This is a genomic window from Shewanella sp. KX20019 (assembly GCF_016757755.1).
Taxonomy (GTDB): domain Bacteria; phylum Pseudomonadota; class Gammaproteobacteria; order Enterobacterales; family Shewanellaceae; genus Shewanella.
Genome location: NZ_CP068437.1, coordinates 3,759,142 through 3,771,859, shown reverse-complemented (window position 1 = coordinate 3,771,859; position 12,718 = coordinate 3,759,142). Strand labels below are relative to the sequence as shown.

General features: G+C 42.9%; 14 protein-coding genes. 8 read left to right on the top strand and 6 right to left on the bottom strand.

Annotated elements, in window-relative coordinates:
• The first annotated feature begins 31 nt into the window (after positions 1-31).
• Complete coding sequence (thiI, locus tag JK628_RS16305; RefSeq protein ID WP_202285896.1) at positions 32-1,486, top strand: tRNA uracil 4-sulfurtransferase ThiI; 1,455 nt, start codon at positions 32-34, stop codon at positions 1,484-1,486.
• A gap of 259 nt (positions 1,487-1,745) precedes the next feature.
• On the opposite strand, the gene JK628_RS16300 is transcribed toward thiI, so the two are convergent.
• Entirely contained in the window at positions 1,746-1,979 is a 234-nt protein-coding gene (locus JK628_RS16300; RefSeq protein ID WP_202285894.1) for a hypothetical protein, read from the bottom strand.
• Between the two features lie 183 nt (positions 1,980-2,162).
• Here JK628_RS16300 and JK628_RS16295 point away from each other — a divergent pair, with 183 nt between their 5' ends.
• From JK628_RS16295 to rlmM, 4 genes are all read left to right on the top strand, one after another.
• Positions 2,163-3,074: a transcriptional regulator GcvA gene (locus JK628_RS16295; RefSeq protein WP_202285892.1), complete on the top strand. Its 912-nt coding sequence runs from the start codon at positions 2,163-2,165 to the stop codon at positions 3,072-3,074.
• A gap of 88 nt (positions 3,075-3,162) precedes the next feature.
• The gene (locus tag JK628_RS16290) at positions 3,163-3,795 is read left to right on the top strand and encodes an alpha/beta family hydrolase (protein ID WP_237524234.1); all 633 of its coding nucleotides are present in this window, start codon (positions 3,163-3,165) and stop codon (positions 3,793-3,795) included.
• 67 nt (positions 3,796-3,862) lie between these two features.
• Complete coding sequence (locus JK628_RS16285; RefSeq protein WP_202285888.1) at positions 3,863-4,249, top strand: DUF423 domain-containing protein; 387 nt, start codon at positions 3,863-3,865, stop codon at positions 4,247-4,249.
• 108 nt (positions 4,250-4,357) lie between these two features.
• Positions 4,358-5,440, top strand: a complete 1,083-nt coding sequence (rlmM, locus tag JK628_RS16280) for a 23S rRNA (cytidine(2498)-2'-O)-methyltransferase RlmM (RefSeq protein ID WP_202285886.1) — start codon at positions 4,358-4,360, stop codon at positions 5,438-5,440.
• Positions 5,441-5,530: 90 nt separating this feature from the next.
• Here rlmM and JK628_RS16275 read toward each other — a convergent pair whose 3' ends face one another.
• Positions 5,531-6,541 (bottom strand): isocitrate dehydrogenase, encoded by a 1,011-nt coding sequence (locus JK628_RS16275; RefSeq protein WP_202285885.1) that lies wholly within the window; start codon positions 6,539-6,541, stop codon positions 5,531-5,533.
• Positions 6,542-6,797: 256 nt separating this feature from the next.
• Between JK628_RS16275 and JK628_RS16270 the strand changes: the two genes are divergently transcribed.
• Together JK628_RS16270 and JK628_RS16265 are read left to right on the top strand one after the other, a co-directional pair.
• The gene (locus JK628_RS16270; RefSeq protein ID WP_202285883.1) at positions 6,798-9,593 is read left to right on the top strand and encodes an alpha/beta hydrolase family protein; all 2,796 of its coding nucleotides are present in this window, start codon (positions 6,798-6,800) and stop codon (positions 9,591-9,593) included.
• 217 nt (positions 9,594-9,810) lie between these two features.
• Positions 9,811-10,047 (top strand): hypothetical protein, encoded by a 237-nt coding sequence (locus JK628_RS16265; RefSeq protein ID WP_202285881.1) that lies wholly within the window; start codon positions 9,811-9,813, stop codon positions 10,045-10,047.
• Positions 10,048-10,145: 98 nt separating this feature from the next.
• On the opposite strand, the gene ruvX is transcribed toward JK628_RS16265, so the two are convergent.
• The 4 genes from ruvX to JK628_RS16245 form a co-directional block, all read right to left on the bottom strand.
• Complete coding sequence (gene ruvX / locus JK628_RS16260) at positions 10,146-10,568, bottom strand: Holliday junction resolvase RuvX (protein ID WP_202285879.1); 423 nt, start codon at positions 10,566-10,568, stop codon at positions 10,146-10,148.
• Positions 10,569-10,570: 2 nt separating this feature from the next.
• Positions 10,571-11,131, bottom strand: coding sequence for a YqgE/AlgH family protein (locus tag JK628_RS16255; RefSeq protein ID WP_202285867.1), 561 nt, complete (start codon positions 11,129-11,131; stop codon positions 10,571-10,573).
• Positions 11,132-11,155: 24 nt separating this feature from the next.
• Positions 11,156-11,485, bottom strand: a complete 330-nt coding sequence (gene yciH / locus JK628_RS16250; RefSeq protein WP_202285865.1) for a stress response translation initiation inhibitor YciH — start codon at positions 11,483-11,485, stop codon at positions 11,156-11,158.
• 131 nt (positions 11,486-11,616) lie between these two features.
• Positions 11,617-11,937: a hypothetical protein gene (locus JK628_RS16245; RefSeq protein ID WP_202285863.1), complete on the bottom strand. Its 321-nt coding sequence runs from the start codon at positions 11,935-11,937 to the stop codon at positions 11,617-11,619.
• 163 nt (positions 11,938-12,100) lie between these two features.
• On the opposite strand from JK628_RS16245, the gene JK628_RS16240 reads away from it, so the two are divergent.
• Complete coding sequence (locus JK628_RS16240; RefSeq protein ID WP_202285861.1) at positions 12,101-12,667, top strand: DUF4136 domain-containing protein; 567 nt, start codon at positions 12,101-12,103, stop codon at positions 12,665-12,667.
• Positions 12,668-12,718 lie beyond the last annotated feature (51 nt).

Sequence of the window (12,718 nt, the reverse complement as noted above, 5' to 3'; positions counted from 1 at the left end):
TGCTGTTTAAACTTGTCCCCGCGGAAGATCAATGAAATTTATCGTAAAACTGTTTCCTGAAATCATGATGAAAAGCAAGCCGGTAAGAATGCGTTTTACCAAAATGCTTGAAACCAACATTCGTAATGTACTTAAAAAAGTAGATGAGTCTGCCAAAGTACAACGCCAATGGGACAAAATCATGGTTATGGTGCCAGATGATAGACCGGATCTGGTTGAAGCTTTTGCCGAGCGTTTAGGCTGTATCCCTGGTATTGCACATGTGTTGCAAGTGAATGTGAGCACCTTTGAATCAGTTGATGATATCTATCAGCAAACACTGGCCGTCTATAAAGACGAGCTTGCTGGCAAGACGTTCTGCGTACGTGTAAAACGTGTAGGTAAGCATGACTTTAACTCGATTGAAGTTGAGCGTTATGTTGGCGGTGGACTAAACCAGTTTACTGAAGCCGCTGGTGTTCGCCTGAAGAACCCTGACATGACGGTCAATCTCGAGATTGATAACGAACAACTTTATCTTGTCGATAAGCGCATTCAAGGTCTTGGTGGTTACCCAATGGCCACCCAAGAGGATGTGTTGTCATTAATTTCTGGTGGCTTTGATTCTGGTGTTTCCAGTTACCAATTCATCAAGCGTGGCTCTCGTACTCATTACTGTTTCTTCAATTTAGGTGGCGATCAGCACGAGATTGGTGTGAAGCAGGTGGCTTACCATTTGTGGCAGAAATATGGTGAGTCACATAAGGTTAAGTTTATCTCTGTGCCGTTTGACCCTGTCGTACAGGAGATTTTAGAGCGAGTCGACAACGGACAAATGGGTGTGGTACTTAAACGCATGATGATGAAAACGGCAGCTCGAATTGCGGATAAAATGGGCATTCAAGCATTAGTGACTGGTGAAGCTATGGGGCAGGTCTCTAGTCAAACGCTGACTAACCTGAACGTTATTGACCGCTGCACAGAGCAACTAATATTACGTCCGCTCATTGCCATGGATAAGCAAGACATTATTGATATCTGCCGTAGAATTGGTACCGAAGATTTTGCTAAAACTATCCCTGAGTATTGCGGTGTGATTTCGCAAAAACCAACAGTGAAAGCGGTATTGGCAAAAGTTGAAGCTGAAGAAGCTAAGTTCTCAGAAGACTTGTTAGATAGAGTTATTGCAGATGCTGTTGTTATGGATATTAGAGAGATAGCGGCTCAAATGGACACCAAAATAACGGAAGCTGAAACGGTTGCTGACATCAATACAGATGAAATTATTATTGATGTGCGTGCGCCGGAGGAGGAGGAGAAGGACCCGCTCGAGATTGAGGGCATAGAGATCCAAACCATACCTTTTTATAAGCTAGCGACACAATTTGCCGATCTTAATAAAGAGAAGACCTATTTATTGTATTGCGACCGTGGTGTGATGAGTAAGCTACAGGCGCTTTATCTACAAGAGCAAGGCTACAGTAATGTTAAGGTTTATCGCCCTTAACCATAACAGCTGCTCTTCTCCATAAAAAAGCGACTTAAATAGTCGTTTTTTTATGGCAGAAATTGAAAGTTTTTCAGTAGACACAAAAAAACCACCTTTAGCGGTGGTTTTTTTATATGTTAACAGCAAGACTGAGGCTAGCTCCATTGATGGCGATTGCTTTAATGTGTAATTAAAGTGCCAGAGAGCGTCATACTGCGTTATTTATAGCTTTAACGAACACTTGGATATGTGGTTCGCTATCGCGTCATAAAAGTAATTAGTCAGCTAGCTGAACAGAAGCTGTTTCTTTATTATCTTGCTTTTGCTCATCGGCAACCAGCATAGTGCTTAACTCTGTCGTTAGCTGTAGCTGCATTAATTCCATGCTCTCTGCTAGGTTAGCGGTTAATGTTGCTTCAAGATCAGTGGTATCGAGCGTGACTTCATCTGCGCTAACAGTGGCAGAAGCTGATAGAAGAGCGAGCACAAAGATAGATTTTAGGTTTAACATGTTCGATAGCCTCCAGGCTAAAAAATTTGGGTTGTTAGACACTCCCCAATTACGTCGTAGAGGTTGTCCAACGAGTATCATTTCGTTGGTGCAAAATTTAACCAAAATCGCTGGTCTTTACAAACGATAAAATGTAACAATGCTCATTAGAAAAACTAATCAAAAAACGAGATATTGATCACTATGGCTAGACGACTACCCCCCCTTAATGCTGTCAAAGCATTTGAGGCAGCAGCGAGGCATTTGAGCTTTACACGGGCGGCGGAGGAACTGTTTGTTACTCAGGCGGCAGTAAGTCATCAAATTAAGGCATTAGAAGAGTATTTAGGGTTAAAGTTATTTAGACGTAAAAATCGCTCTTTGTTGTTAACAGAAGAGGGACAAGGATACTTTCTTGATATCAAAGATATCTTTACACAGCTCGCCGATGCGACCGACCGTTTACTTGCCAGAAGTGCCATCGGATCCTTAACTGTAGCGACTTCACCGAGTTTTGCGATTCAATGGTTAGTGCCTCGGCTCGCAAAGTTTACCGAGAAAAATCCCGATATCGATGTGCGAATTAAGGCCGTTGATAATGAGGATGGATCGCTAACCGATGACGTTGATGTTGCCATTTATTATGGGCTTGGAAACTGGAGTGGGGTACGGGCAGATAAACTGCGTAATGAGGTGTTAATTCCAGTGTGTTCACCGATGTTACTTAACGGACCCAAGCCACTTGAGAAGCCCAGTGATTTGAAAAACCATACTCTATTACATGATTCTAACCGCCAATATTGGCAAGCTTGGTTTAGACAATGTGGAATTACTGATATTAATGTGAATCAAGGTCCCATATTTAGTCATTCTTCACTGGTATTGCAAGCGGCCGCTCATGGGCAAGGTGTGGCGCTAGGTTACAGTGTGTTGGCGAGACCAGACATAAAGGCAGGACGCTTGGTGTGTCCTTTCCCTGAAGTTTTAGTCAGCAAAAATGCATATTATTTGGTTTGCCAACAAAATCATGCAGAAATTGGTAAAGTCGCTGCCTTTAGAGAGTGGATGTTGGATATGTTTGAAGAGGAGACTCGCAGTGAGCTCCTTACCGGATAGTTTAAAACAAGCTTATTTAGAAGGCACTCTTACAGAAGCTGTGGCTGAAATAGCAGATGAGGCTCTCGCATTTGATGCCAGCCAATACCTGCTTGAACCTTTTAGTATAGAAAGTGAAGGTCATTGCGATACTTTAATCGTATTTGCTCACGGTGCTGGCGCTAACATGCATCATGAATTTATGACCACAATAGCAAACGGCCTAGGACTCGGTAATGCAGCCAATCTACGTATTGTACGCTTCAATTTTCCTTACATGCGCGCCAATGCCATTGATGGTAAACGGCGTCCGCCAGACAGAGCTCCCAAACTGATCGCTGATTATGCGTTGCAACTGAGTATTTTTAAGCGCCAGTTTATGCCTCGTAAAATCTATTTGGTAGGTAAGTCGATGGGAGGGCGCATGTCGGCCATTCTGGCTGAAAGCCTCGCTGTTGATGGTGTAGTCTGTTTAGGTTACCCATTTATTCCGCTAAAGGGCGGTGAGCCGCGCTTAGAGCCTATCGAAAAATGCAGCGCGCCTATATTGGTCATCCAAGGTGAAAGAGATAAGTTTGGCCATAAAGGCTTGGTTGAGACTTGGCCGGTGATGGACAAGGTACAATTGCATTGGTTAACGGATGGCGATCATAGTTTTAAACCAAGGAAGTCGTCAGGTACCACACTTGACGCTAATCTAGCGCAAGCTATCTCAGTTATCCAAGCGTTTATTAAGCACTGATGCTTTGAGGTAGCAGTAACTTAATTTTTTTTCTCGGCTTTGATGCCGATGATAATTTGGAGGCTAAATGCGTAATGGTTTTTTATTATTGGCAGCGTTGAGTGGTTTTATGTCGGTTGCGCTGGGGGCTTTTGGTGCCCACGGTCTTAAGAATGTGACGACCACAGAGATGATCGCTATTTTTAATCTTGGTGTGGAGTATCAGTTCTACCATACGTTTGCGTTAATCGCAGTGGCTTTTGCTGGTCATTGGCTTAAATCACGCTTGCTTGATTGGGCGGGCTACCTATTTATTGTCGGCACTATGCTGTTTTCTGGCTCTTTGTACCTCTATGCGTTATTGGGCACAAAGTGGACCGGCCCTATTACCCCATTAGGGGGCGTTTGTTTGCTACTTGGATGGCTACTTATTGCCGTCGCAGTGTGGCGCAATAGAGTTAAAGAGCTCGACTAAACTAGGCATTAACTGCACTGGTAGTACACTAGTGAGCAGTAAAAGTGTAAAATAGCGGGCAGCAATTTTGTTGGCCGCTATTTTTATTTGTTATCTTCAGGAAATTCAATGATAAACCTATTTTTATTTTGCCGTGCTGGTTATGAGAAAGATTGCGCGGCAGAGATCCAAGAGCGTGCAGCGGAGCATGATATTGGTGGTTTTGTGAAAACAAACACCAACGATGCTTATGTTATATTTCAGTGCTTCCAAGCTGGTGATGCTGAAATACTGGCGAAGAAGATCAGTTTGGATTCATTAATTTTTGCAAGACAGATGTTTGCAGCAAAAGCACTGTTGAAGGGGTTACCTGAACAAGACCGAATTTCACCGATTGTAGAGGCCCTAGCTGGCATCCAATACGCGGGTGAGTTACGTGTTGAAACGCCTGATACTAACGAAGCAAAAGAGCTGTCTAATTTTTGCCGTAAGTTTACCGTACCATTAAGACAGGCATTAAGAAAATCGGGTACCTTGCTGGATAAAGAAAACTCTAAGCGCCCAATTATTCATGTTTGTTTTGTCGGACCTGGACAGGCCTATGTCGGTCTGTCATTAAGTAACAATAGCTCCCCTTACTTTATGGGGATCCCACGTCTTAGAGTTGCTGCAGATGCGCCAAGCCGATCTACTTTAAAGCTCGACGAAGCCTTTATTCACTTTATTCCTAAAGAGGAGCAAGAGACTCGTCTTAGCAGTGGTATGAGAGCGGTTGATTTAGGGGCTTGTCCTGGTGGCTGGACATATCAGCTTGTGAGGCGTGGTATGTTCGTTGCAGCTGTCGACAACGGTGCGATGGATGAAAAGTTAATGGAAACAGGTCAGGTAAAGCATTACCAAGCCGATGGTTTCCGTTTTGAACCACCGAGAAAGAACATCACTTGGTTGGTTTGCGACATGATCGAGAAGCCAGCGCGTGTGGCTGAACTCGTCGAAGCTTGGGCGATTAACGGTTGGTTTAAGGAAGCAATATTTAACCTAAAGCTACCAATGAAGACGCGTTATAAAGAGGTGTCGACGATATTGGCCACTATGGAAGATATTTTGAAAGAGAATGGTATTAAGGACTTTAGTATGGCGGCTAAGCACCTTTATCATGATCGTGACGAAGTCACCGTGCATTTGTGCTTAAAGCCGACTCATTCTTCGTAAACTAACATTAGTTAAGACTGCTTAATAAAAAGGCCCCAGGTGTTAAATACTTGGGGCCTTTTTAGTGCGCGCTGCGCATGAAAAGTCTATTTATGAAAGACGTTCGATAACCGCTTGTGTGAAGTCAGTTGTACCGTGAGTACCACCAAGATCGCGAGTCGTACGATCGCCTTCTTCAATCACTGCTGTGATTGCGCTGCGGATAAGCTCTGCTTTATCTGACATGCCTAAGTATTCAAGCATTTGGATAGACGCCAGTACAACCGACGTAGGGTTCGCAAGGTTCTTACCTGCAATATCTGGCGCACTACCGTGTACTGCTTCAAAGATTGCTGCGTCTTTACCGATATTAGCACCAGGTGCCATACCAAGACCACCGACTAGACCGGCACAAAGATCTGACAAGATATCACCAAACAAGTTGGTGGTAACAATAACGTCAAAAATTTCAGGGTTCATTACCAGCTTCATGCAAGTAGCATCTACAATCATCTCTTCAGTGATGATGTCTGGGTAGCGCAGGCTGACTTCGCGTGCCACTTTTAAAAACAGACCTGAAGTTGACTTCATGATGTTAGCTTTATGAACGATAGTGACTTTCTTACGATTCTCTTTACGCGCTAGTTCATAAGCAAACGTTGCAATTTGTTCAGCGCCTTGGCGGGTAATAATACTTGTGGCTTCAGCCGTTGCACCGTCATCTGAAAGTGTTTGGCCTAAACCTGAATACATACCTTCGGTGTTTTCACGAACCGTAATGATATCGATGTTGTCATAACGTGCTTGAGTACCCTTAAAAGACAGTACTGGGCGAACGTTGGCGTATAGGCTAAATTGCTTACGTAGGCTAACGTTAATAGAGGTAAAACCTTCACCTACAGGAGTCGTTAATGGGCCTTTTAGCGTAATACGGTTTTTTTCAATCAAATCGAGTGTGCGTTGAGGTACTAGTTCACCGTGCTTTTCGAGCGCAACAAGACCTGCATCTGCAAATTCATACTCAAAATTACAACCCGCTTTATCGAGGATTTTTATTGCTGAGTCGATAATGCTTGGGCCAATCCCATCACCAGGGATTACGGTTATAGTTCTTTTTGTCATTGATAGTCCTACCACGGTTAGGCTTTACTGCAATTGTCCGACCATGTCTTGGGACACGGAAAGTGACTTGGAATTCTTTTCTTTTTGTTCGACGTATTTTAAACACTTTTACACAACTTTCACAGGAAATAGTGAGCAATCTCACGTTTTTTTCTGTAGGGTAACTTGCATAAATCTGCGCTAATCACGATGATTGATCGCCAAAGGTTAAAAAAGTCTACTTTAGTCTAATAATTTAATAATAATGAGGAAGACCTTGAAGTCATTACCGAGTAAATCATTGCTGTTATTTACAGCGAGTTTATTGCCGGCAAGTTTACTTGCGGCAACCTCCCCAATAACCACTGATGATATCATGCGATTTGAATCGCTCAGCAACCCCGTGATCTCTGATAACGGTAAAGTACTGGCAGTGGCTGTCTCACCGGATAGAGGCGATAGCCGCGGCTTAGTTAAAAACCTCACTACAAAAAAAGAGTTTAGTGTAAAAGGTGGAACTAAGCCAAAAGTGAGTCACGATGGTCGTTACGTTGTCTTTGTAGATAAAGTGCCGTTACTTGTGTCAGAGAAGGCATCAGCGAAAGAAAAGAAGAAGTTAAAACCTGGAATAGTGCTAGTTGACACCAGCACTGGCAGCGAGCTTCGTTATGAGCGGGTTAAATCGTTTGAATTTAACGAAACAGGATCGCATATCGCCATTCGCTATGAAGCGGAAGATAAGAAAAAAGACGCTAAAGCCAAAGATAAGGCTGAATCGAGCAAAAAAGACAGTAAGGTCGAGGATTACGATAAAGGCAATACGCTTGAACTGGTTTCACTTAACAACCTGAAGTCAACAACCTTTAAAGATGTAACAGCGTTTACTTTTGACAAGTCAGGTAAACACCTTGCGTTAGCTATAAATAATATAGCAACTGATAAGCACGAGTTGAGACTGGTCACATTGGCTGACAATACTGCCAAAATTGTGCACAGTTTGAAACAGCAACAGCTGGGCTCTTTGGCATTGAGTGATGATGGCAAGTATTTGGGCTTCACTTATGGTGATGCTCAGCAAGCGCCTTTTGGGCGTGAATATCTATTGTCTCTTTTTAATATAGCATCCGGACAAGTGACCCCAACGGTAACCTCAAAAGATTGGACATTGAATCGATACGCAAAACTACGTTTCTCTGATGACAGTCAGCGCTTGTTCTTTGGACGAGTGCCACAAGTGAGCCAACAAATTGAATTGGCAAAGGTAGAGAAAGAAGCCGATCTCTATGACCAAAATATTATTACCGATGCAAGGGCGTTACGCGTTTGGCACGGCGACGACCCGCGTATTAAGCCTCATGAAGTTAAACAGTATAAGAAAGAACTCAAGCGTACATATCTTGCAGTGCTACACGTGGCCGGAAATAACTTGGTCCAGCTTGCGGATCTTCAAGTTCCAGACATGAAAGTGGCACAACAAACACGTTATGCACTGGCAAGTTCAGATCTGCCCTATCGAAAGATGATCACTTGGGCGGGTTTTTATCGCGATTTTTACCTAGTCGATCTAAATACTGGCCGCAAAACGCCACTATTAACCCAGCAAAGTAGCGGTGCTGAACCGCTATTGTCGCCAAATGAAAAGTTTGTCGCTTACTACTTACACGGAAACATTTTCTTGTATGAAGTCGCGAAAGATAGACGGACCAATATCAGCAAGAACTTAGATGTTTCCTTTGCCGATGAAGATCACGATTATCCATCTAATGCACCTGGCTATGGTTTTGGTCCTTGGATAGCTGATGATTCAGGCCTGCTTATTTATGATAAGTACGATATCTGGCAATTGAACACACTCTCTTTTGACACCTTTAATTTAACCGCAGGTAAAGGGCGTAAGGAGAGAATTCAATATCGACTAGAAGGCTTAGTTAACGACAAAAACTATCCAAGTGTGCTAGCCAATAATGAAAAAGTGTTGCTGCAAGGATACAGTGATATCAGCAAAGGCGATGGTTTTTATCAAGCGCAAGTTGGTGCCGCGGGTGTGACAAAGCTTATTGCAGGCGATTATAAATTAAAGGTACTGGCACGTAGTAAAGATGCGCAAACGATAGTATTTTCTAAAGAGCAATATGAACTGTTCCCTGATCTTTATACTGCACAGTACAGCACGGCACAAACAGCGACTCGTCAAACCGATCTTGATAAACAGAGACGTGCATATAACTGGGGGACATCGGAGTTGGTTCATTGGACCAATGGCGATGGAAAGCCGTTAGATGGTGTGTTGATCAAGCCAAGCAACTATATCGAAGGGCAGCGCTATCCGGTGCTGGTCTATTTCTATCGCTTTATGAGTGATAGATTGCACGCTTTCCCACAAATGAAAATCAACCATCGCCCTAACTTTGCATGGTTTGCAGATAATGGTTATGCCATCTTTCTACCTGATATTCGGTTTGAAGTCGGTTATCCAGGGGACAGTTCAGTACAAGCATTAACCTCAGGTGTGCAGCACCTTATCGATATTGGGATTGCTGATCCCCAAGCCGTAGGGATCCAAGGTCACTCTTGGGGTGGTTACCAAACTGCATTTGCAGTGACAAAAACCAATATTTTTAAAGCTGCGGTAACCGGGGCCCCTGTTTCTAATATGACAAGTGCTTATAGTGGTATTCGTCATGGTAGTGGTTTAGCAAGACAATTCCAGTATGAAACAGGTCAAAGCCGCATTGGTGAAAGCTTATTTAAGTCGCCACAGAAGTATATTGAGAATTCACCAGTGTTTTATGTTGAGCGGATCAAAACACCGATGATGATCATGTTTGGTGATAAAGATGATGCTGTACCTTGGGAACAGGGTGTTGAAATGTACTTGGCGATGCGCCGAGCAGGAAAAGATGTAGTGTTCCTTCAATATCAAGATGAACCGCATCACCTTAAAAAATACCCCAATAAGCTAGATTACAGTATTCGAATGATGGAGTATTTCGATCATTACCTAAAAGGCAAGCCTGCGCCAGAATGGCTGATTCAAGGGGAAGCTTACACTGAGTATAAAAAAGCTGATTAGTGATTAAGCGTGGATAAAAAAGCCGAGATAGTTAACTATCTCGGCTTTTTTTTTGGACCCCCATAATCGTTATTCTAAATGATGGCCGATTGATCTTGAATATATGTACTGTTCAAAAATGAATCAATTATTTATTGTTTAAGTAAAGCCTGCTATGTTTGTTGGGCAATTCAGCATAAGAGAGTGTCGGGATGTCACTCTAAACTACAGGGAAGTCATGATGAAAAATATCATATTGGTCGGTTTTATACTTTGCGCGTCAGGATTGTTAGCGCTACCTTTCAATGCAAACTCAGGCTTAAAACATCTGGAAGGAGAACCGGATTGGCAGCGTACTGTGAGTTCAAGTACTGTGGGTCTAAGTACTGAGTTGGAAAAGCAGCGATTAGATCTGCTGATGAAGCAACTTGAAGAAGAGAGAAAAAAAGAGGAAGAGCAAGACTCTAAAGGCTAACCCATACCTCTTATTTATGACGGTTCTTCAGTGATAAAAAAAGCAGCTCATTAGCTGCTTTTTGCTTTTCAAATGTATACAGACTTTTCGGTTAACGTCTAGCCATACTGGTTTTCAAAGTAGCTTTCGATAATGAGAACAGCGGACATAGCATCGACTTGCCCCTTAGTTAACGCTTTATAGCCGCCCATTTCAAACAATCTTGCTTTGGCATCAGCCGTGGTTAATCGCTCATCTTGAGTTACAACTGCTATACCAAAACGACCATTTAACCGATTGCCAAATTTCTTTGCTCTAAGTGTTATCTCTTGCTCTGTGCCATCCATATTGAGTGGCAAGCCTACGACAATAAGGTCGGGTTGCCATTCTGTGATGATGTTGCCAATCTCTTCCCACTTAGGAATACCGTCAACGGCTTTAATTGACATTAATGGACGTGCGCTTGCTGTTAGCTCTTGGCCAATCGCAATACCGATACTTTTGGTACCGTAATCAAACCCTAGTACTGTTCGAGAACTCATAGTTAAGCATGTCCTGCTAAATTAGATAGTTGCCAGATATCAAAGCCTAAAGACTCAGCGGCTTGTTGCCAACGTTGCTCGTGTTCTATGTCAAACAAAAGCGCCGGTGTGGCAGGGACAGATAACCAGGTATTATCAGCCAGTTCTTGCTCTAACTGTCCTCGGGTCCAACCTGCATAACCCAGTGCGATGAGAAACTTATCGGGTGCTTTATCTGAACCTAAACAGCTGAGTACATCTTGTGAGGTGGTTAACATCAGTGAATCGGTAATACTGTCACTGTTGCTCCAGCAGTCTTGATTGGTATGCAGTACAAAGCCGCGCTCAGGGTTTACGGGTCCGCCAACGAGCACCTCTTTTCCTAGTGATGTAACAGGTTGGGGGTCTTCTGTTAGCTCCATCTGCTGTAGCAATTCATCAACCACGATGCCGCAAGGGCGGTTAATCATAATTCCCATGGCACCTTTTTCATCGTGTTCACATATGTAGATAAGTGAGCGCTCGAAAAAAGTATCTTTTAAAGAAGGCATCGCGATGAGTAAATTGTTCTGTAAGCTATCCATAAAACGTCCTTTGCACTATAGCGACTAACCGCCAGCTAGCTTGACTGTGTAACCGAGCTTTTCAAGAATGGTTTTAAGCTGCTCTCGATTGTCAGTCTGAACTTCAACACAAAAGTCTTTAACTGTGCCGCCACAACCGCATTGCTTCTTTAATTTTTGAGCAAGCGCTTTAAGCTCTTTCTCTGTTAGGCCTAGGCCTTTGATTACAGAAACACCTTTGCCTTTTCGGCCCTTACTGTCTTTATGGATCCTGACAATACCATCACCCAAGGGGGCGTTTTGAGGCGCTTTTTCTTCAGAGATTCTACCGCAATCGGTACTATAAACTAATGAGACATTAGGATCGGATTTCATAAGTATGATTTGTGATTTGTTGATTGAGCTAGTTTAACAAAGATGAGGTTGAAGCGGGAGTGGTAAAAGGAGTCTTAGCCAATAACGAGTTTAAAAAGCTCGTTATTGGTAGTGTATTTGTTTGCTCTTGCTTATAAATATAGTGCTAGTTCTATCAACAATGCGCTAAAGGTTAAACTCGCAATGAGGGCTAAGTATTTGTGAAGCTGAGGTAAGGCGACTGTACATGAAGTCAGCACAAAGCCGATGGCCGCACCAGCAAATGGTGTTACCGGAGCGCTTGCTATAGCCAGGATTACCCAAGTTAATATCGTTATGGGTAAAATTAGCATTGAATGTTGACGCAATTTATCAAGTAAAGGGGCGGTACTTTCAGCTCGTTCGACAGCTTTTTCTGGGGTTAACAGAAACATAATACTCGCAACAGTAACTGCGGCAATAAACCAAAGCATAATAATATCCGACATGGTAAGTGATAATCATTATCATTAACTTGATTGCTTAAGTCAAGCTGAACAGCTTGAGTATTTTTGAAAATTGAGTTGTAGATTAATAGATTGCTATGTAAGCTTTGTTAAAACGGTGTCGAACACCTTTAAGCGTGATGGAGAGAACATGAATAAGTTATTGGTAATCATCGCAGCACTAGCACTCAGTGCATGTAGCTCACTTAAAACCAGCTCTGACTATGATCCTGGCGTAAATTTTACAGATGTTAAAACCTACGCTTGGGTTGAGAAAAAGACAGCTAATGGCGCATATCATCTTGATGGCTTAATGGATCAACGCGTACGTGCGGCGGTAGATGCCCAATTGCAGCTTAAAGGGCTGAGTATGGTTAGTGCAGATAAAGCTGATGTATTGGTGAACTACCTTACTAAAGTCGACAAGAAGATCAATGTCGATTCGTTTAATACTAACTATGGTTATAACCCCTACTATTATGGTGCCGGCTGGAGCAGAGGCGGAATGGGGATGGGCCACACTCAAACTACCGTTCGTGAATATGAGGTTGGTACACTGATTGTTGACTTGGTTGATGCTAAGTCGGCTAAGCTAATGTGGCGTGGCTCTGTAGCAGATACTGTACGTGATAAAGATACGCCAGAAGAGAGAGTGGAAGTCGTTAATACTGCGATTGGTGCATTAATGCAAAACTACCCACCTAAACCTGAAAAGTAAAAGACTCAGAAACAAACGGCCGAATAGGCCGTTTTTTTATATTTGTTTTTT